The following is a 20438-nucleotide window of genomic DNA, read 5'->3' as shown; positions in this document are numbered from 1 at the left end:
CATCGTCGCGCTATGGCTTTCCCCGTCAGCGCACGACAACCCGGAGCGTCATGAACAACCAGTACTGGCCGTTGGTCGTCGCCATCATCATGCTCGCGCTCGGGCTGACACTCACGGTCGACGACTTCAAGCGGGCCGCAACGCTGCGCAAACCACTCGTCTTGGCGCTCGCCTGCCAATCGCTGCTGCTGCCGACCGTGTGCCTGGTGATTGCCGAGGTCTTTCACCTCGAACCCCATCTCGCGGTCGGGCTCATGCTGATGGCGGCCACACCCGGCGGAACGATGGCGAACCTGCTCAGCCATCTGTTCAACGGTGACCTGGCGCTTAACCTCACGCTGACCGCAATCAACGCCGTGCTGTCGGTCGTGGCCCTGCCCGCGATTCTGGCGGTGTCGATGTCCTGGTTCCTCGGCGAAGGGCGGTTTCTCCCCCTGCAGTTGGACAAGCTCCTTTCGGTGATCGGCCTTGTGCTCGTCCCCATCGCGATCGGGGTGGCAATCCGCCACCACTTCCCCGAGCTGGCCCGGCGGCTGCAGAAGCCGGTCCGAATGGCCGCGATCGCGCTCTTGGTGCTCGCGGTGTTGGCGGCCTTCGCAGGGGGGCGAACGACGCTGTGGCACAACTTCGGCGTGCTGATCGGAGCCGTCGTCGCGTTCTGCACCGTGAGCCTCTCGATCGGCTATCTGGCACCGCGTCTGATGCGGCTGGCCCCGCGGCAGGCCGTCGCTGTCAGCCTGGAGGTCGGAATGCACAATGCCGTGGTGGCGATGGGTATCGCGTTGAGTCCGCAGTTGCTGAACAGTGCCGAAATGGCCACGCCGGCAGCGATTTACAGCGCCGTCGCACCGCTCTTGGCCGTGACGTTCATTTTCCTCGCGCGCCGGGTGGACCCCGCGTTTCGTGCCGTCTCACCGGCACCCGCACCCGCCTAGACGGCTTGGGGGGCTAGTCGCTGGCGCCGGGCGCCGGGGCGCGGGGACTGCGGCGGTAGGCGGAGACTTCCGGCCGGCCGGCCAGCCACAGTCGCCACGGCCGGTCGGCGGCCTGGCTGATCCCCACGCGCGGGCCCGATACCGCTCCATGCGCCTCGTTGAGCGCCAGCCGCACCGGGCTCTTCGGGTCGAACACATCGACCCCGTTGTCGGCCATGGTGATTCCCAGAGCCGAGCACAGATTCCCCGGACCGCGTGCCAGCGCGATGTGCCGAACCGCCTCGCCGCGCCGGACCTGGGCGGCGTCGAGCCCGTCCTCGATGGCCGCGGCCCGCAGCAACACGGCCGCGGCAACGCCGTCGGGGCCGCACGAGACGTTGGCGCAGACGTGGATCCCGTGGCTCCGGTAGGTGTAAAGCCGCCCCGGGGGCCCGAACATCACCGCGTTGCGGCCATTGCGGCCCCGGTACGAGTGGGCCGCGGCGTCCGGCCACGGACCGTCGGGGACCCCGCCGTAGGCCTCCACCTCGACGACGATGGCCCGCACCCCGCGACAGGTGATGGTCGCACCGAGCAACCGATGCGCGGCCTCGACCGGGTCGACTGACAGCTGGCCCGCGCCGCGACCGGATCGCACCCACCGAACCTACCGGCACCCCGAACATGGCAGTATCCGGTCATCATGCATGCGATCGACCCCGCCGCCACCGCGTGGCTACTGGCCAGCACCGCACTCGTTCTGCTGATGACCCCCGGCCTAGCGATCTTCTACGGCGGCATGGTCCGCACCACCGGGGTGCTCAACATGATGATGATGAGCTTCATCTCCATCCCGCTGGTCACCGTGGCGTGGCTGCTGGTCGGCTACACCATCGCGTTCTCCCAGGACGGGGCCGGCGGGTTTGTCGGCAACCTCCGGCACATCGGGATGCTCGGCATCACCCCCGACACCGCCCACGGCGCGGTGCCCGAACTGCTCTATGCGACATTCCAGTTGACGTTTGCGATCATCACGGCCGCCCTGGTGAGCGGCGCGATCGCCGATCGCGCCAAGTTCGCGGCCTGGGTGGTGTTCGTCCCGACATGGGCGATCGTCGTGTATTCGGTTGTCGCACACTGGGTATGGGGACCCGGCGGCTGGCTGGCCAAGCTGGGCGTGCTCGACTACGCGGGCGGGCTCGTCGTGGAGATCGTCTCCGGCTGCTCCGCCCTGGCCCTGGCGCTGGTGCTCGGGCCCCGCATCGGCTTCAAGAAGGACGCCATGCGGCCGCACAATCTGCCGCTGCTGTTTGTCGGTGTCGGGCTGCTGTGGTTCGGCTGGTTCGGGTTCAACGCCGGTTCGGCCATGGCCGCCAACGGAACTGCCGCGGCCATCTTCCTCAACACCCTCGTCGCCGGCTGCCTGGGCATGCTCGGCTGGCTATCGGTCGAACAACTCCGCGACGGCAGGCCGACGACCTTCGGCGCGGCGTCCGGCGTGGTCGCCGGCCTCGTCGCCATCACCCCGTCGTGCGGAACCGTCAACACGCTCGGCGCCGCAGTCGTCGGCGTCGCCGCGGGCATCGTGTGCTCTTTCGCCGTGGGCGCGAAATTCCGTTTCAACTACGACGATTCGCTCGACGTGGTGGGTGTGCACTTCGTCGGCGGCGTCGTCGGTGTGTCGTTGATCGGGCTGCTCGCCACCGCCGTCATGACGTCGGGGCCGCAGGGCCTGTTCTACGGCGGCGGCTTCGCCCAGCTGGGCAAGCAGACGCTGGCGATCGTCGTGGTGGCACTCTATGCGTTCATCGTGACGTTCGTTCTTGCGAAGTTGATCGATCGGGCGATGGGTTTCCGGGTGAGCGCCGAAGAGGAGACCGCCGGCGTCGACGTCACTCAGCACGCCGAGACCGCCTACGCCGAAGGCGTGCACGGACATCTGCCGCAGCGCCGCCCGGGCGCCGGCGAACGATAAATTCCCCGCCGGCCAGGCCCGGCGCCGCCACCCCTTGACAATCCCGCCGCACCGGCGGATATTCATCACATGATGATTTCATCGCATGATGAATTAAGGCAGGGCGGTGCGGAACCGGCCGTCGACATCAACCACCTGCGGGTGATCCGCGGCAAACGCCCCGCTCTGCACGATTTCTCGGTGCGGATTGCGCGCGGCAGCATCACCGGTCTGCTCGGCCCCTCCGGCTGCGGCAAGACGACGCTGATGCGCTGCATCGTTGGTACGCAGATCGTGACGTCGGGGACGGTGACGGTGCTGGGCCACCCCGCCGGATCCGCGCCGCTGCGCCGCCGCGTCGGGTACATGCCGCAGGACGCGACGCTCTACAACGATCTGCGGATCGTCGACAACGTTCGCTACCTGGCGTCGCTGTATGGCTTCGACAGCAGCGCCGCCGATACCGCGATCGACCGGGTCGGGCTGACCGATCACCGAACCGCCTTCTGCGGCAACCTCTCCGGCGGCCAACGCACCCGGGCATCGCTGGCGTGCGCGCTGGTCTGCCAGCCCGATCTGCTCGTGCTCGACGAGCCCACCGTCGGCCTGGATCCCGTGCTGCGGGTGGATCTTTGGGAACAATTCACCGACCTGGCTCGCGGCGGCACCACGCTGCTGGTTTCCAGCCACGTGATGGACGAGGCCGACCACTGCGGTGATCTGTTGCTGATGCGCGACGGGTATCTGGTCGCGCACACCACCCCGACCCAACTACGAGAGGACACCGGATGCACGTCACTGGAGGACGGGTTTCTGTCCATCATCAGGCACAGCACCACACGCCAAGCCGGTTAGGCCTCAAGGGCTACGCGGCGACGACGACGCGGATTTTGCGCCAACTGGTCGCCGATCGTCGCAGCGTCGCGTTGATCCTGCTGGTGCCGGTCCTGGTCATCACGTTGATGTACTTCATGTTCGAAAACGCACCGCACCGCCCGGGCACGCCGACGCCGTTCAACAACGCCTGCCTGATCCTGCTGGGCCTTTTCCCGCTTTTCGTGATGTTCATCATCACGTCGATCACGATGCAGCGCGAACGGGCTTCGGGGACGCTGGAGCGCATCCTGACCACTCCCCTGCGCCGGCTCGACCTGCTGATCGCCTACGGCACCGCGTTCTCGATCGCCGCTGCGGCGCAAGCGATTCTGGCATGCGGCGTGTCGTTTTGGTTCCTCGGTTTCGACACCGCGGGCAGCCCGGTCTGGGTGTTCGTGATAGCGATCGTCAACGCGGTGCTGGGCGTCGGCCTGGGCCTGCTGTGTAGTGCGTTCGCCCGCACCGAGTTTCAGGCGGTGCAGTTCATCCCGCTGGTGATGGTGCCGCAGCTGCTGCTGGCCGGCATCATCGTCCCCCGGGCGTTGATGGCTCACTGGTTGCAATGGATCAGCAACGTGCTGCCGGCAAGCTACGCGCTCGAGGCGCTGCAGCAGGTGGGCGCGCATTCGGATTTGACGTACACCGCCGTACGCGACATCGTCGTCGTCATGTGTTTCGCGCTCGCCGCGTTGTGCCTGGCCGCGGCTACCCTGCGACGACGGACGCCCTAGCGTGGCAACGACCCAAACCGGACGGCGGCGGCCCGGACGACCCGCCGGGGTTTCCGACACGCGGGAGCGGATCCTGGCCAGCGCCCGAGAGCTGTTTGCCCGCAACGGCATTGACAGGACGTCGATTCGGGCCGTGGCCGCGGGGGCCGGCGTCGACTCCGCCCTGGTGCATCACTACTTCGGCACCAAGGAGCAGCTGTTTGCCGCCGCGATCAAACTTCCGGTCGATCCCATGACGGTGCTGGTACCGATGCGGGAAACGCCGATAGAGGAACTCGGGCTACGGCTGCCGTCGATCCTGTTGCCGATCTGGGACTCGGAAATGGGCACGGGATTGATCGCGACGCTGCGATCGTTGCTTGCCGGCGCCGACGTGAGTCTGGCGCGCTCATTCCTGCAGGAGGTGGTCGTCAGGGAGGTGGGTTCGCGCGTCGACACGCCACCCGGGACGGGAAGGATCCGCGCTCAGTTCGTCGCGTCGCAGTTGATGGGTGTGGTCATGGCGCGCTACATCGTGCAGATCGAACCGTTCGCATCGCTGCCGGCCGAACAGATCGCGCGAACCATCGCGCCGAACCTGCAGCGTTACCTCACCGGGGATCTGCCGGAGGCGCTTGCGCCGTAAGCCGTGCGTGCTCGTCGTCGTCGACGTCACGGGCCTCGTCGACCAGCAGCACCGGAATGCCGTCCTCGATGCGGTAGGCGCGCCTCAGGCGCGGGTTGTAGAGCAACTCGGCACCGTCGTCCGCGGCGACTAACAGCAGCGGGCCCCGGTCGGCGGGGCACACCAGAATGTTCAGCAGCGAATCGTCGACCACGTCAGTGCTCGCCGCCCAGTTCCGACCGCACACCCGGGGTCAGCCGGCGAAACTCGTTGCTGTCCACGTCGAAATACCAGACGTGGCGTCCGGCCTTGGGGATTCCGGCGGCCCGCAGGGCGCTGACGGTGGGGCGGTAGGTCGCGCTCAACGTCATCTCCGGCACGACGCACACGAAGTCGGGTCCCAGCCCGATCGGCATGTTGGCGACGGCCTCGGTCAGGTCCGCCGCGGTGATGGTGGACCCGGGCAACAACGTCACCGCCGAGACCGCCGCCTCATGATCACCGACCGGCACGTTGTAGGTCACCGCGAGGTCGACGCCGTTGATACAGCCCAGCGCGTCCGTGACCGGCTCGCCGTAGACCAACCCGCGCGCGGTGCGGATCACCGTGCCGCGCCTGCCCATCAGCCAGTAGTCACCGTCCTCGTCGCGGCGGAACAGGTACTCGGTCGATATCCACGTGTCGGCGGGAGCGAAGACCCCGCGTTTGACCGATGCGGTCGGGTCGATCGGGCCGTTGGACTGGGCGAGCAGCACGCCGACCTCGTTGGTGTCGGCGACCTGGACGAAGCCGCGGTTGTTCTCCAGGATCAGGTCGTGTTCGGCGTCGTAGGCGCCGAGCTCGACGCGTCCGGCGCCGGGCAGCGGGCGGCCCTCGCTGCCGACCTTGATGCCGGACACGTTGGCCAGAACCGCCTGCCCGTCGGTGGTGGCGAAGAACTCGACGACGTGGGCGGGTGCGAACGCTTCGACGACCCGGTCCCACAACCCGGTCGGCATGCCCGACCCGATGAACAGCCGCACCGGATGGTTGCCGTGCAGGACGAACGCCGGATCGTCGACCACCTCGCGCAGCATGGCCCAGGTGTAGGCGACCACCGTGACCCCGTACTGCCGTATTTCCTTGACGAACCGGTCCGGCCGCAGCCCCCGCGACAGCGCGATGCGGGTGCCGCCCACGACCGCGCCGCCCAGGCTGACCAGCAGTGCCGACTCGTGGTGCAGCGGCGTCAGGCAATACACCGTGTCTCGGCGATCCAGGTTGGCGGCCGACGCCGTTCCGAACGCCGACACCGCCCAGCGGTAATTGGTGATCTGCTTGGCCACCAGCTCGCCGCCCGCGGCGCTGAACGCGATGAACGCCAGATCGCGGGCCAATCCCGGGTTCGGGCGATACCAGGCGGGCAGCTCGACCGCGTCCGGGTCGATCTGCTCCATGTCGATGACGTCAGCGTCCTCCGGCAGGTGCAGGTCGCGCGTCTCGCCGCCGCCCAGCACCAGCACCTGGCCCGGCATCTCGCGGGCGGCTTCCAGGTTGGTGGGGTCGGTCAGGATCTCGCTCACTCCCCCGAGCCGCACCGAGGCGGCCAGGTCGGCGTCGGGGCGCATCACCACCGCGACCGCCCCCAGACGGGACAGCGCGGCGATCGCCACCAGCGCGCTGGGCCGGGTCTCCATCAGCACGCCGACGCGGTCGCCTTGCCGGACACCGACTTCGATCAGGCCGCGAACGACGTTGTTGATGCGCCGGTTGACGGCCTCGTAGGTGTGCACTCGCCCGTCGAACAACAGAAACTCGCCCTGCGGGGCGTCGTGTGCCTGCTCGTCGATGATGCGGCCCAACGAGATTCGGGTGTGATCGTTGATCTGTCCCAGGCGAGCCAATCGGGGCAGGGTCCGTGCGGTCTCCACGGCCAGGGTGCGCATCGATTTGTTGGCCGCGATGACGGCGCCGGCCGCGCCACGGACCAGGCCCAGCGCCGCCTCGGAGACTTCGCCGATGCCGTGCGCGAGCCGCGAGCTGAACGCCACACCGCTGTCGGTGGATTCGGCCGGCTGATCGGCCATCAGGTCGATGCCCGCGGGCTTGTCGCCACCGGTGGACAGCCACTGCACCCATTCGGCGACGGTCGGCCAGCTCTCCCTCGCGGCCTTTGATCCGACGACGAGACCGAAATGCCCTGTCCGGATGGTGCATTCGTAGACCTCGGCGTTGGGTGCCGCGCGCCGGATGCCGCGCACCGACGCCGGCTGTCCGATGTCGTCGACCTCCCCGACGAAGGCCAGCACCGGGCAGGTGATGTCGGTGAGCGTGACCATCTGCCCGTTGATCGCGAAACCGCCTGTCATCATGCGGTTGTGGGCGATGAATTGCTTCAGCAGCTCCGAGATCGCCGGGCCCGACCACGCGATCCAGCCTTCGCGCTCCAGGAACCTGCGCTGTTGCTCGCGCGGCAGCAGCGCCTCCCGGTCGTGCAGCTGACGTACGAAGTCGACGCGGGCCTTCGCCGTCTTGAGCGGGTCCATCATCTGAAAACCGGTGCGCGCCATCCAACTTGGGATGTCCAGCCGACTGAACACGTGATCGGCCATGAAGTTGGCGGCGGGTGCGGCGAAGTTCGCCGGGATACCCATGGGCAGGGCGGCCAGGGTGTCCACCGGGGATCCGAATGCCACGATGCTGGCGATGTTCTTCGAACGCCGGTACGCGGCGGCCTGATAGCAGAACATGCCGCCCTGCGAGTACCCGACCAGATGGACGTCGCTGCCCGTCGCGTCCTTAACGGTGTCGATGGCCTGGCCGAGCGCGACGATGTGGTCGGCCAGGTTGCGGCGCATTCCGCCCTCGACCTTGTCGGGCGACCCGAAGTCGATGACCCAGGGATCGAGTCCGGCGGCGTGCAGAATGCCCACCGCGCCGTCCTCGCGGGTGACGTCCCACATGTCGGCGGACATCATCATCGGATGCACCATCAGCACGGGCGGGCCCACCGGCGCGTGCCCCGGCCTGCTGTCGGGTGGGAAGTAGCGCCGAAGCTTGTACATCGGCACGCTCTCGACGATCTGGGACGGCGACGGGACAGTCCCCGTTTCCAGGCCCCCCAGCCGCAGTACTTCCAGACCGTTTTGCGCCGTGGCGACCAGGCGCTCGACCGGTCGTGTGACCATCGAAAAATTGAGATCCACCCGGCGCTCCCTGAACTGTTGACAGCGTGGCCATCATGGCACATCGGCGGTCCGTGCGGTTCTGGTCAGGGTGTTTTGCCCGAGCGCGATGCCGTCGCGGTTAGAAGGGCGGTGGGTCGGGATCGGTTGGGACGTAGTCGATCTCTTGCGCACCGACGGATACCGGCGGACGAGGTTGACGGTTTCGATAATTACGTTCGCGATCAGCGTTGACGCGGTGGGCTCTGTTCTGGGCCCGTGTCGTCGCGCGGAGCGGCATCATCGCCGTGCGGTCGCCGCGGCGATCCAGGTCTGCGCGATCCGGTGTGGGGACCGAACCGGTGGGCGCGCACAGGGCGGGAAACAGCAGCGCACTGCCCGGGGTGGTGACGTACGTGTGCCCGTCCGGCATGCTCCAGATCACCGTGCCGTCGCGCAGCTGTTGGTCGCGCCACCCCCAGAACGTTTTCAGTAAATGATGAAACCTGCACAGACACTTGATGTTCGACGCATGCGTGGCACCACCGTCGGCGAACGGAATCGTATGGTCCAGGTCGCATTCGGTGGCCGGGCGATCGCAGCCCGGCGCCCGGCAGGTCAGATCCCGCGCCCGCGCGAAGGCCGCAAGCTTGGCCGACGGAGTGTAGTGGGGTTCGGCGCCGCCCGGCGGAAGCAACGGTTGCAGCCGGGCGGTCTTGGCCAGCTCGACCACCAGCTCGGCGGAGATCAGCCCGTCGGCACCCAACAGCGATCCGGGGTTGGTTCCCCGGCCCTCGACGGTCGCCTGCTCGGCCACCACATGGATGACCACCGGCCCCGGCGCGGCGCGCCCACCGGCAACGCAGTCGGAGCTGCCGCATTGGCAGCCCAGGGCTTCGAGGCCCGCGGCCAGGGCACCCAGGGCATCGGCCCGCCGCTGATCCTTGGACCGCGGATCGGCCGCGCACACCGTTGCCGCCAGGGCATCGAGGCGCTTGTCCAGCGCTTCGGCGTCGCTGGCGAACAGGCTGCCGTGCAATTCGCTCATGCCGCGCTCGGATTCCCAGATTGACACCTCGCGGTCCCGCATCCGGTCGCGGTGCCGGCGCACCGCATCCCGGTCCGCCGCGGCCACGATCCGATCGACCGCCCCGGCAAGCTTGCCCTGCGTCATCGACGGCCACCGCGGGGCGCGAACGGCCAGCTCGCCATCCACGCGCGCCAACACGTCGGGATCGGTGATCAGATCGGTCCGGTACACCATCGTCTGAAACAACTGATAGTCGATGTCGCCGGCCCGAAACACCTCGGCCACCAGCGGAAGCCGCTCGCGCATCGCCAACGCGTAGCGCAGGTAGCTGCCGGCCATGGCCAGGCTGATCCGAAATGCCGCTGCCACCTCGGCACCGACCGCCGCCCACGTATCCACGGCCCAGTCTTGGTGTTCGCCACGTTCGGCCCGGCGCAGCTCGAACAGCTCCCCGATCGCATCCAACCGGTCGGCGACCGCCCGCGCCTCGGTCCGCCACGCCGCGCACATCCGATCTATCAGGGCGCGCGACTCGCCGGTGTCAGAAGGCTCCCAGTAGTCGTGGAGCCGTGTATCGAACATGTGTTCGAGCATAGATGGCCCCACCGACACCTTCGCCCGCATCAAAACGAATGCGATCGCTTTCATCCTGGCTTCATGTGCCGTCGCTAGCGTCGCCTTCGCTACGACCGGAAGGGGTGGATCGATGAGGTTCCGAACGAAAATCGGCATCGGTGTAGCCAGCGCCGCCGTCATGGCGGGCATCGGCGTCGGCGTCGCCACCGCCGACGACCAGGAGATCACCGGACCGGCCGCGGATCAGGCCCGCGCCGCGGCACTACAAGCCGTACCGGGCAAAGCCGGCAAGGTAGAAAGGGAAACCAACGAGGGCCCCGCCTATTACGGGGTACTCGTCACGAAACCCGACGGCACACAGATCGAAGTGCACCTCGACCAGGGCTTCCACTTCGTAGGCACCGAGGCGCCGGATAACGACTGACAGTCTTAGGGAGCCTGCAAGTTGGTGGCGTCCAGCGCCGGACGCAGCGCCCGCGCCAGGGTGACCGCGTCGTCGACGGCCCAGTAGTGCATGTAGAACAGGCGGGGCTCCTCGGTCAGTCCGTGGTTATGCAACTCCACGATCTGGATATTGCCGGCACGCAATGCCTGGATGACCTTCTGCACCTCGGGGGCGGTCAGGATGAAGTCACCGTTGATCGCTGCGCGACCGCCGCCGACGGGCTGAAAGTTGATCACGGTCGTCAGATTCAGCGAGGCTGCGGGCAGCACGTGCCCGTCCTCGACGATGGTGTCCTTGCGGGGGATGCTGTACTTGAACAGCCCGCCATCTTGGGTTCCCTTGCGGCCCAAGGCCTGTTGCACCGCGCCGACGTCGATGTCGACCGGGGGTTGCTGTGCCGCCGGCGGGGTCGCCGCACCGATCGCTGTGGCGTCCAACGCCGCCTTGAGCCCTTGGGCCAGTTGGGTGGCATCACCCATCCCGTGGACGTGCGTCCACCACACCGGCGGGCTTTGGTGCAGCAGATGCTTGTGTAGCCCGGTCTGGGCGATGCCATGCGCCTGCAATGCATCGGTGACCTTGGGCAACTCTTCTTCGGTGATCACGAGGTCGCCCATCAGCAGCGTCTCGTTGTTGTCGTAGCGGGCGAATGCCGCATATCCGCCCAACGACAGGCCCGGTTTGATGTCCACGCCGTAGGACGTGATGTGAAGATCGTTGCGCGGCAAGTTGATGCGATACGCAGTGTTATTGTCGCCGAGCTTGCCGCTACGTCCCAACGCGTCGGCCACTGGCTTCCAATCGGCATCGGTCGTGGTCACCGCCGGACGGGGTGTGCCGGGTTGGCCGTTGCCGCTGCCGCCGCCACCCTTGGAGCCCGAACTACAACCCGCTAGCACCAGCGCCGCCGCGGCGGCAATCGCGACGATCCTGGCAACAAGCTTGGTGCCCGCCATGCGCGTTCCCTCTCCCGTCGATCGGTTAGCCCACGGTCTATCGCTTCTTCATGAAGTCACGATGAAGGTCGACCACGCATCCTCATCGTGGCTTCATCAACGCCAACTACACCGGTTTCACGGCGCATAAAGGTGATGATGGAGTCGGGCACGACGCCGAGCACGGGAAGGATGGTGGCAACGGTGCGTGTACTCGTCGTCGAGGACGAGCCCAAGATGGCCGACTTGTTGCGCCGCGGCTTGACCGAAGACGGCTACGCCGTCGACGTCGCCGTCGACGGCACCAGCGGCTACCAGGCCGCGCTGGTCTACGACTACGACGCGGTGGTACTGGACGTGATGCTGCCGGGGATATCCGGCTTCGATATCTGCCGCAAATGGCGCGACCAGCAACACTGGGTGCCGGTGCTGATGCTCACCGCCCGCGGCGCCGTCACCGATCGCGTCGCGGGACTTGACGGCGGCGCCGACGACTACCTCACCAAGCCGTTTCACCTCGATGAGCTCTTCGCCCGGCTCCGATCGCTTATCCGCCGCGGGCCAACCCCGAGGCCCACCGTGTTGGCCGTCGGAGCACTCCGAGCCGATCCCGCCAGCCGCCGGTGCTGGCGCGGCGAGGTCGAAATCGCCTTGACTACCAAGGAATTCGGAGTGCTCGAACTACTGATGCGTCGACCGGGCACAGTGCTGACCCGAGAGCTGCTGATGGAACACTGCTGGGACTTTGCCTACGAGTCACATTCCAATGTCGTCGACGTCCACATCCGCGCGCTGCGCGACAAGATAGACCGGCCGTTCCGGACGCGTTCAATCGAAACCGTGCGTGGAATCGGCTACCGGATGCGCTCCGACGGCGGCGTGCCCGAGAAAACGGGCACATGATGCGGCGCTGGCCGATCCGGGTCAGGCTCGCCGCCGCCTTCACCGCCGCGATGGCGCTGGTCCTCGTGGTGGTTGGGGCGCTGACCGTTGCCCACACGAAGGAATCGCTGGACGAGGCGATCACCGAGTCCCTGGCGTATCGGGTAGCCAGCCTTGGCCCGATCGCCGCCGCGACCGATCCGGTGCTGACGGGCGGCAATCCCGATACCGCCCAGCAGATCATCGCCCCCGATGGTCAGGTGTTGGCCGCGACCCCGAATCTCGTCGGGCAGATCGCCCTCTCACCCGGCGAACTGGCCTCTGCCCGACGCGGGCAGCTGATCGCTGATCACCCCCGCCTTGGCAACCTCGAGGGACCCGTGCGGGTGGCGGCTGGCCCGGTTCCAGGCGGACGGGTGGTGGTGGCCGCGCAGAGCCTCGCAGATCGCGACGCCGCCGTGGCGGACCTGCGCAACGAACTGGCCACCGGTTTCCCGATCGTCTTGCTGGCTGCCGCCCTAGGCGCGTACTTGCTGGCCGCGGCCGCCCTTCGACCGGTCGAACGCATGCGCGCCCGTGCCGCCAGCATCAGCGCCTCCGACCTAGGCGCCCGCCTGCCCGTCCCATCGGCACGCGACGAAATCCACTATCTCGGAACAACATTCAACGACCTCCTGCGACGGCTGCACGACGCGCTAGACAGAGAACGACAATTCGTCAGCGATGCGGGCCACGAACTTCGCACCCCCCTTAGCTTGCTGATCACCGAACTCGAACTCGCCCTCCGGCGGCCGCGAAGCAACCCGGAGCTCGTCGCCGCAATCCGCTCCGCCCTGAACGAAACCACCCGGCTGTCCCGTCTGGCGCGCGATCTGCTCACTGTCGCAGACGCCGGCCGCCCCGCCGAGCCCCCCACCGTTGACTTACACACCCACCTACTGGCTATCCGCGAGCGGTACCGCCACAACCTCGGCGGTCAACTCGACATCGACTGCCCCGCAGGCCAACACGTCCGTGCCGACCCCGAGGACCTCGATCGGATCATGAGCAACCTTGTCGACAACGCCGCCCAACACGGTGCCCCACCGATCACCATCAGCGTCGAGCGGACCACAGCAGATGGCGTCGAGATCCAGGTAAGCGATCACGGCGCAGGGTTCCCACCCGATTTCCTCCCACGCGCGTTCGACCGATTCACCCGCGCCGACACCGCGCGTAGCACGGGCGGCACCGGACTTGGGCTCGCAATCGTGGACACCCTCACCCGACGCAACCGCGGGACTGTCAGCGCGGGCAACCGTCCCACTGGCGGCGCCGAAATCACCATCCTGCTTGGCGCCGCGTCCAACGGCGACGATGACCGATTCAGTCAGTGCCACTAACGACGAAGCCGCCCGCCTGTGGGTGGAGGCTTACCAGGGTGAAGTATTGGGCGAGGCGTACTTTGCCGGCATGGTGCCCCGATCGTCGACCAAGTCATCGCCCACGAACTCGCGTTCGAGTTGTTCGCGCGCCGCGAGCTGGCCGGAGAGATCGACACCTCGACCGAGCCCATCCGTGCGCTGAGCCACGTGATGTGCTGACCGCGGGTTCGTTGTCAGCGATGCCACGGGCACAGGTCGTTGATGGCGATCCCGACGATCTGGTTCGCCCCGTCCGGACCGAGCCCCGGATTGTCCCGCAGGAAATAGCTCGCCGTCTCCTGCGGAGTGAGGCCTCGGTCCATCAGCCCACACATATCCAGGGCCTGATCCAATCCCACCGTTCTGCCCCCGGCATCCCGGTAACCCGCGGCGGCGACGTCTGCCTCGAACGCACGCATAGCGCAGTCCGGAGCCGGTCCGGGACCAACGACGCATCCCGGTGGCGGATCGGCGTTCGCATCGGGCAGGACGGCCGAAGCCGCGACGGCCACGAAGACGACACCGACTATCGCGCCCCTGCGCGCGCCGAACGACCGGATGATGCCACCATTCTTCGCCATATCCATGGCCGAAAACAGTAGACGTAATTGGGTGAAATCGCCTGGCAATTCCAAAAAGTCACTCGTGGGCTACCGGCCGTTGATCACGGTGTTCCCGAACACATAAAGGGAAACCCGCACCATGGCTTCTGTGTCGCTTCGGGGGGCGGCGGGTCGGTTCCCTCCCAAACTCCGGGGGTGACGTTTCCGTGCCCCCAGACGACGCCGTACCACGTGTGGCATTGAGTCTTGTCCCAGTTGACGTTTGGCGGGCAGCCGCGACCGGTTTGTGGGTGAAGGCCGCCCTTTTCGTCGCCCGGGCAGCATTTGTACGGCCCCGACGCGCCGGGCGGTACCGGGCCGTCCTCCGAAATAAGCGGCTGGGCGTGTGCGACACCTAGGCCGAGCCCCGTTCCGGTGAGCGCGACAACTCCCGACATCAGCGCCCCGGCAACGAGTTTCTTTGCGGTCCTGTTATATGCCATTGCCTCAGCAAACAGGACTGGGGCCGCTACCGATCCCAATTTCCGGATTCCCGGAGACTAACGTCGGCCCCGTGGCACACCTACTCGGGGCCGAGGCCGTACACCTCGAATATCCGACTCAGGTGGTGTTCGGTTCGGTCACGCTCGGTGTCAACGACGGCGCGCGCATCGGCATCGTGGGCCGAAACGGGGACGGCAAGTCCAGCCTGCTGGGCCTGCTGACCGGCCAGCTGCGGCCCGACTCCGGCCGGGTCACGCGGCGCAGCGGGTTGCGCGTCAGCGCGCTGAGTCAGGCGGACACCCTCGACGCGGATCGCACCGTGGGCTGGACGCTGGTCGGCGAGCGGGCCGATCACCAGTGGGCCGGTGACCCGCGAGTCCGCGACGTGATGGGCGGCCTGGTCTCCGACATCGCCTGGGACGCGGAGATCGCCACGCTGAGCGGCGGCCAGCGGCGGCGGGTGCAACTCGCCAGGCTGCTGATCGGCGAATGGAATGTGATCGCCCTCGACGAGCCCACCAACCACCTCGACATCGAGGGCATCACCTGGCTGGCGGGCCACCTGAAACAGCGCTGGGCGCGCAACACCGGCGGGCTGCTGCTGGTGACGCACGATCGCTGGTTTCTCGACGAGGTCGCCACCATGACGTGGGAGGTGCACGACGGGATCGTCGAGCCATTCGAAGGCGGGTACGCGGCGTACGTGCTGCAGCGCGTCGAGCGCGACCGGCTAGCCGCGGCGGCCGAAGCCAAACGGCAGAACCTGATGCGCAAGGAGCTGGCCTGGCTACGGCGGGGGGCGCCGGCGCGGACGTCGAAGCCAAAGTTTCGGATCGAGGCCGCCAACCAGCTGATCGCCGACGTGCCGCCGCTGCGCAACGGGGTCGAGCTGGCCAAGCTGGCGACCGCGCGGCTCGGGAAGGACGTCGTCGATCTGCTCGACGTGTCGGTCTCGTTTGGCGACCGGGCGGTGCTGCGCGACGTCGAATGGCGGATCGCCCCGGGCGAGCGCACCGGCATCGTCGGCGCCAACGGCGCTGGGAAGTCGACCCTGCTGGGGCTGATCGCCGGCACGATTCGGCCAGACACCGGTCGCGTTAAGCGCGGCAAGAGCGTCAAACTCGCCGTGCTCGACCAGCGGGGTGAGGACCTTGCCGCGCTCGCGGGCGACCGGATCGCCGACGTGTTGGGCCGGCTGCGCGGCGGCTATCAGGTCGACGGCCGCGACGTCACCCCGGCACAACTGCTGGAGCGGCTCGGATTCGGCCGGGGCCAGCTGTCCGCGCGAGTTGGCGACCTGTCGGGTGGCCAGCGACGCCGGCTGCAGCTCATGCTCACCCTGTTGTCCGAGCCGAACGTCTTGCTGCTCGACGAGCCGACCAACGACGTGGACACCGACATGCTGACCGCCACGGAGGATCTGCTCGACTCGTGGGCGGGCACCTTGATCGTCGTCTCGCACGACCGGTATCTGCTCGAGCGCGTGACCGACCAGCAGTACGCGATTCTCGACGGCCGGTTGCGGCACCTGCCCGGCGGCATCGACGAATACCTGCGGCTGGCAACCCGTTCCACGACCACCACGACGACCGAAGAGCCGCCGCGAGCCAAGCCCGGCGCGCAGCGCCGCGCTACCGAAAAGGAATTGGCCGCGGCGGATCGCCAGCTGGCCCGCCTCGCCGACCGAATCGCGGCCAAACACACCGAACTCGCGGAGCATGACCAGTCCGACCATGTCGCGTTGACCCGACTGACCGAAGAGTTGCGCGACCTCGAAAATGAGGTGGCGGCGACGGAAGCGCGCTGGCTCGAACTATCGGAGGCGCTCGAATGAGGAGTTACCGGCCGGTGCCTTACCTGCCCGGCGAGGCGTTGCTCGCGCTGTACCGGCGCCGCGGCACCGTGATCAACTCCGGCATCGGCCGGCGCGGCTACACCTATCTGCTGGGCCCCGAGGCGAACAAGTTCGTCTTCGCCAACGCCGACGCGTTCAGTTGGCGCGAAACCTTCGAGAACCTGGCGCTCGTCGACGGGCCCACGGCGTTGATCGTCAGCGATGGGGACGACCACCGGCGTCGCCGCAGTGTGGTGGCGCCGGGCCTGCGGCATCGGCAGATCCAGGACTACGTGCAGACCATGGTGTCCACGATCGACACCGTCATCGACGGCTGGCGGCCCGGGCAACGGCTGGACATCTATCGGCAGTGTCGCTCGGCGGTCCGGCATAGCACCGCGGAGAGCCTGTTCGGCCCGCGGATCGCGATGCACTCCGACTTCCTCGGGGAGCAACTGCAACCGCTGCTGGACCTGACCCACCACCTGCCGCAGGTGGTGGCGCTACAACGGCGGCTCAACTTGCGGGGGTGGCGACGGGCAATGGCCGCGCGCTCGCGTCTGCACGACTTCGTCGACGCCCAAATCGCCTGCGCCCGCGCCGCTCCCAGGCCCGACGACCACATGATGACCATGTTGATCAATGGTCGCGGCGACGAGGGTTATGCCTTGAGCAACAACGAAATTCGCGACGAGATCGTTTCGCTCATTACCGCCGGCTACGAAACCACAAGCGGCGCGCTCGCCTGGGCGATCTACACGCTGCTCGCCCTGCCCGGCGCGTGGGACAGCGCCGCCGAGGAAGTGACGCGTGTGCTCGGTGACCGGCCGCCGACCGCGGCCGATCTGAATGCGCTCACCTACCTCAACGGCGTTGTGCACGAGACGCTTCGGCTGTACTCGCCCGGGGTGATCTCCGCACGGCGGGTGATGCGCGACCTCCGGTTCGACGGCCATCGCATCCGTGCCGGGCGGTTGCTGATCTTCAGCGCGTACGTCACGCACAGGCTTCCCGAGATCTGGCCGGAGCCAAACGAATTCCGGCCGGCCCGTTGGGATCCCGATGCACCCGATTACCGCAAGCCCGCGCCGCACGAGTTCATCCCGTTCAGCGGCGGCTTGCATCGCTGCATCGGGGCGGCGATGGCGACCACCGAGATGACGGTCATGCTGGCCCGGCTGGTGGCCAGGACCCGGCTGCGGCTGCCGGCTCAGCGGATTCGCGCGGCCAACCTCGCCGCACTGGCACCGCGGCCGGGCCTGACCGTCGACGTCATCGACTCAGTGCCAGCGCAATAGCACCATTTCCGAGGAGAATCCGGGGCCCATCGCCAGCAGCAGCCCGTGGCTACCGCTCGGCGGCGGCTTGGCGATCGTGTCGCGCAGGATGTGCAGCACCGAGGCTGACGACAGGTTGCCGATTTCGCCGAGCGAACGCCACGTCAGCTCGAGCGCCTCGGGTGGAAGCTCCACGCTCGTGGCGATCGCGTCGATCACCTTCGGTCCACCGGGGTGGGCCACCCAGGCACCGATGTCGTCCTTGGTCAGGCCGCGCGAGGCGAGGAAGGTGTTGACGTCGTCGGCCAGGTAGCGCTCGATGAGGGTCGGCAGCTCCGGTGACAGCACCAGCTGCAGGCCGGCGGAATCCACGTTCCAGCCCATGATCTGCAGCGAATCCGGGTACAGGCGACTGTGCGAATCGAGGATGTCGGGGCCACTTGCCGTCATTTGCTCGGCGCGACGATCGCCGACGGCGACCACCGCCCCCGCCCCGTCGCCGAACATCGCGGTGGCGACCAGACCCGACACGGTCGGCTTGACCGCCGGGAAGCTCAACGAGCAGAGCTCGACCGACACCAGGACCGCGACGCCGTCGGGCGCACCGCGCAGGTATTCGTGCAGCCGACCCAGCCCTGCCGCCCCGGCCGCGCAACCCAGACCGAACATCGGCACCCGCCGCACGTCGGGGCGCAGGCCCAGGCGACCGACGATCCTGGCGTCCAGCGACGGCACCAGAACGCCGGTCACGGTTGTCGTGGCGATCATGTCGATGTCCTGCGGTTGCAGGCCCGCCTCGTCGAGGGCGCCCAGCAGCGCCTCGCAACCCAGGTCCACCGCGTTCTCGATGAAGACCTCGTTCGCCTCGCCGAAGTCGGTCAGCGACGGATATTTCTCCAGGGGCAGCACCAGGTGGCGGCTGTTCACTCTCGCGCCCGCGTGCAGGCGTCGGACAATGCCCTCGTGTTCTTTCAATACGGGGAACTCGACGAATTGGTCGGTAATCTCGCTTTGGCTGTACCGATGCGGCGGTAAGGCGCCGAACACACCTGCGATGACGCTCATGCCCTACCCTCTGCTCGAATGGGATTTCCCCGGTTCCCAAAGTTTAGCCGTCACGTGTCGTGCGGCAAAGCCACTGCTATTCAACATCTGTCGAATAGCTATCCGGGGGCCGTCGCGTAATCGATTCTGCCAGCGCAGCTTTCGTCAATCAATGCCATCGTCGTCGTCTTGATTGAGCGCCATTGCGATCAACGCATCGGGACTTAAAGAGTCGATGACGTCGTCACTAACGGTGGAATCGGGAACACCGCTTTCCGATTCGCCGGCGAGCAGTAAAAGCTTGTCGAGCAATCCTGTTCGGCGCAGCTCCTGCAGTGGAATCTTTCGCAACGTCGACCAAATCTTCTCGTCGTCCGATTCTCGGTGATCGCCGTGCAGAAGTTGTTGAAGGTAATCGGCCAATGCCGATGGGGTCGGGTAGTCGAAGATCAGCGTGCGCGACAATGCCAACCCGGTCTCGGTCATGAGACGGTTGCGCAGTTCGACGCCGGTCATTGACTCGAACCCCAGGTCTTCGAAGGCGCGGTCGGCCTCGATCCCGTGTCCGGCGGGGTGCCCCAACACCGCGGCGGCATGCGAGCACACCAACTCCTGTAGCCGGCGGTGCTGCTCGGCGGGGGGCAGCGCTCGCAGCTGCTCGGCCAGGCCCGCCCAGCGGCTCGCGATCGGCGGCCCCGCGGCCGCGCCCAGCCAATACCGTTGGCGGGCGAATCCGTATGTCGGCAACTCCACTCGACGGGCCGGTGTGCCGGCCAACGCCGCCGACCAATCCACCTTCACACCTGCGATGAACACGTGCCCGGCGGCGGTGAGCAGCGAATCGATTTCGGGACGGTCGTCGGCCAACGTCACCACCGCCCTGGCCCGCGCGCCCATCAACGATTGCTCGACCGCGGCCGTCAGGGCCGCCCCGGGACCCGCCTCCACAAACACGTCGGCCCCGAGCGACTCGGCTGCCCTCACACTGTCGACGAAACGGACCGGTCGCCGCACATGCTCCACCCAGTACCGCGGAGACCCATAGCCGTTGCCCGCCAACCGCCCAGTCACGTTGGATACCAATCCCATTCGCGGCGGACGCACCGACACGTCCGCCACCATCCGCCCGAACTCGTCGAGGATGGGGTCCATCAACGGCGAATGAAACGCGTGTGAGACAGCCAGCCGATGCACGCGGCGGCCCTGCTGCGCGAACCGATCCGCGATGGCGGCCACCGCGCCCTGCTCACCCGAAATCACCACTGCCGCCGGGCCGTTGACCGCCGCGACGCTCACGCCGTCACGCAGCAGCGCGGCCGCCTCGTCTTCCCCAGCGGCCACCGCGACCATGGCCCCACCGGCCGGCAACCCCGCCATCAGCCGGCCCCGAGCCGCCACCACCTTCGCCGCATCCCCCAGCGACAACACGCCTGCAACATACGCCGCGGTGAGCTCGCCCACCGAATGACCCATCACCACGTCCGGTACGACACCCCACGATTGCCACAACGCCGCCAACGCGACCTCGAGGGCGAACAATGCCGGCTGGGCGAACTCGGTGCTTTCCAGCAGCGCTGCATCGTCGCCCCACATCACGCGCTTGAGCGGCAGCCGCAGCTGCCCGTCCAATGCGCGCACGGATTCGTCAAAGGCGTTGGCGAACACCGGGAAACGTTCATACAACGCGGCGCCCATCCCCAACCGCTGCGAGCCCTGGCCGGGAAACACCAGCGCCGTCTTGCCC

The 20438-nt window shown here is 67.5% G+C and carries 17 protein-coding genes and 1 pseudogene; 10 read left to right on the top strand and 8 right to left on the bottom strand.

Translation table 11 applies throughout. From position 1 onward, the window contains the following. Positions 1 to 44: 44 nt before the first annotated feature. Positions 45 to 935 (top strand): annotated as a pseudogene (locus tag ACQI5H_RS18675) (bile acid:sodium symporter family protein); the annotation flags it as partial. Positions 936 to 948: 13 nt separating this feature from the next. Here ACQI5H_RS18675 and ACQI5H_RS18670 read toward each other — a convergent pair. After that, the gene (locus ACQI5H_RS18670) at positions 949 to 1572 is read right to left on the bottom strand and encodes a DNA-3-methyladenine glycosylase (protein WP_427080809.1); all 624 of its coding nucleotides are present in this window, start codon (positions 1570 to 1572) and stop codon (positions 949 to 951) included. A gap of 45 nt (positions 1573 to 1617) precedes the next feature. Here ACQI5H_RS18670 and ACQI5H_RS18665 point away from each other — a divergent pair, with 45 nt between their 5' ends. The 4 genes from ACQI5H_RS18665 to ACQI5H_RS18650 all read left to right on the top strand — a co-directional run bounded on the left by ACQI5H_RS18665 (position 1618) and on the right by ACQI5H_RS18650 (position 5100). Continuing rightward, positions 1618 to 2889, top strand: a complete 1272-nt coding sequence (locus tag ACQI5H_RS18665; RefSeq protein ID WP_427080808.1) for an ammonium transporter — start codon at positions 1618 to 1620, stop codon at positions 2887 to 2889. A gap of 69 nt (positions 2890 to 2958) precedes the next feature. Then, the gene (locus ACQI5H_RS18660) at positions 2959 to 3723 is read left to right on the top strand and encodes an ABC transporter ATP-binding protein (RefSeq protein ID WP_427080807.1); all 765 of its coding nucleotides are present in this window, start codon (positions 2959 to 2961) and stop codon (positions 3721 to 3723) included. Further along, the gene (locus ACQI5H_RS18655; protein WP_427080806.1) at positions 3657 to 4475 is read left to right on the top strand and encodes an ABC transporter permease; all 819 of its coding nucleotides are present in this window, start codon (positions 3657 to 3659) and stop codon (positions 4473 to 4475) included. The genes ACQI5H_RS18660 and ACQI5H_RS18655 overlap by 67 nt, the downstream gene beginning before the upstream one ends. A 1-nt stretch (position 4476) precedes the next feature. Further along, entirely contained in the window at positions 4477 to 5100 is a 624-nt protein-coding gene (locus ACQI5H_RS18650) for a TetR family transcriptional regulator (RefSeq protein ID WP_427080805.1), read from the top strand. Here ACQI5H_RS18650 and ACQI5H_RS18645 read toward each other — a convergent pair. The 3 genes from ACQI5H_RS18645 to ACQI5H_RS18635 all read right to left on the bottom strand — a co-directional run bounded on the left by ACQI5H_RS18645 (position 5066) and on the right by ACQI5H_RS18635 (position 9834). Next, on the bottom strand, positions 5066 to 5293 hold the full coding sequence (locus ACQI5H_RS18645) for a Trm112 family protein (protein WP_427080804.1): 228 nt from the start codon (positions 5291 to 5293) through the stop codon (positions 5066 to 5068). The two genes, ACQI5H_RS18650 and ACQI5H_RS18645, sit on opposite strands and share 35 nt — an antisense overlap. 1 nt (position 5294) lies before the next feature. Next, a complete protein-coding gene (locus tag ACQI5H_RS18640) occupies positions 5295 to 8246 on the bottom strand; it encodes an acyl-CoA synthetase (RefSeq protein WP_427080902.1) in 2952 nt (983 codons plus the stop codon). A gap of 118 nt (positions 8247 to 8364) precedes the next feature. Beyond that, on the bottom strand, positions 8365 to 9834 hold the full coding sequence (locus tag ACQI5H_RS18635) for an HNH endonuclease signature motif containing protein (RefSeq protein WP_427080803.1): 1470 nt from the start codon (positions 9832 to 9834) through the stop codon (positions 8365 to 8367). Positions 9835 to 9958: 124 nt separating this feature from the next. On the opposite strand from ACQI5H_RS18635, the gene ACQI5H_RS18630 reads away from it, so the two are divergent. Further along, on the top strand, positions 9959 to 10252 hold the full coding sequence (locus ACQI5H_RS18630) for a PepSY domain-containing protein (protein WP_427080802.1): 294 nt from the start codon (positions 9959 to 9961) through the stop codon (positions 10250 to 10252). A gap of 5 nt (positions 10253 to 10257) precedes the next feature. On the opposite strand, the gene ACQI5H_RS18625 is transcribed toward ACQI5H_RS18630, so the two are convergent. Then, positions 10258 to 11229, bottom strand: a complete 972-nt coding sequence (locus ACQI5H_RS18625) for a DUF1259 domain-containing protein (protein ID WP_427080801.1) — start codon at positions 11227 to 11229, stop codon at positions 10258 to 10260. A 183-nt stretch (positions 11230 to 11412) separates the two neighbouring features. On the opposite strand from ACQI5H_RS18625, the gene ACQI5H_RS18620 reads away from it, so the two are divergent. Together ACQI5H_RS18620 and ACQI5H_RS18615 are read left to right on the top strand one after the other, a co-directional pair. Next, positions 11413 to 12111, top strand: a complete 699-nt coding sequence (locus tag ACQI5H_RS18620) for a response regulator transcription factor (protein WP_427080800.1) — start codon at positions 11413 to 11415, stop codon at positions 12109 to 12111. Further along, positions 12108 to 13472 carry a sensor histidine kinase gene (locus ACQI5H_RS18615; RefSeq protein ID WP_427080799.1) on the top strand — a complete coding sequence of 455 codons (1365 nt, stop codon included), beginning with the start codon at positions 12108 to 12110 and terminating at the stop codon, positions 13470 to 13472. Before ACQI5H_RS18620 ends, ACQI5H_RS18615 begins: the two co-directional genes overlap by 4 nt. A 215-nt stretch (positions 13473 to 13687) precedes the next feature. Here the strand turns inward: ACQI5H_RS18615 and ACQI5H_RS18610 are convergent, their stop codons facing one another. Beyond that, complete coding sequence (locus tag ACQI5H_RS18610; RefSeq protein WP_427080798.1) at positions 13688 to 14080, bottom strand: DUF732 domain-containing protein; 393 nt, start codon at positions 14078 to 14080, stop codon at positions 13688 to 13690. Positions 14081 to 14609: 529 nt separating this feature from the next. Here ACQI5H_RS18610 and ACQI5H_RS18605 point away from each other — a divergent pair. Both ACQI5H_RS18605 and ACQI5H_RS18600 read left to right on the top strand, forming a co-directional pair. Continuing rightward, positions 14610 to 16373, top strand: a complete 1764-nt coding sequence (locus tag ACQI5H_RS18605) for an ABC-F family ATP-binding cassette domain-containing protein (RefSeq protein ID WP_427080797.1) — start codon at positions 14610 to 14612, stop codon at positions 16371 to 16373. A gap of 14 nt (positions 16374 to 16387) precedes the next feature. Next, positions 16388 to 17671 carry a cytochrome P450 gene (locus tag ACQI5H_RS18600; RefSeq protein ID WP_427080901.1) on the top strand — a complete coding sequence of 428 codons (1284 nt, stop codon included), beginning with the start codon at positions 16388 to 16390 and terminating at the stop codon, positions 17669 to 17671. Here the strand turns inward: ACQI5H_RS18600 and ACQI5H_RS18595 are convergent. Further along, entirely contained in the window at positions 17654 to 18715 is a 1062-nt protein-coding gene (locus ACQI5H_RS18595; RefSeq protein WP_427080796.1) for a type III polyketide synthase, read from the bottom strand. The genes ACQI5H_RS18600 and ACQI5H_RS18595 overlap by 18 nt on opposite strands. A 144-nt stretch (positions 18716 to 18859) precedes the next feature. Then, on the bottom strand, positions 18860 to 20438 hold a 1579-nt coding region (locus ACQI5H_RS18590; protein WP_427080795.1), incomplete at its 5' end, for an acyltransferase domain-containing protein.

The sequence above is a fragment of the Mycobacterium heidelbergense genome (assembly GCF_050205645.1).
GTDB lineage: Bacteria > Actinomycetota > Actinomycetes > Mycobacteriales > Mycobacteriaceae > Mycobacterium > Mycobacterium heidelbergense_A.
This window is presented reverse-complemented; position numbering and strand designations above follow the sequence as displayed.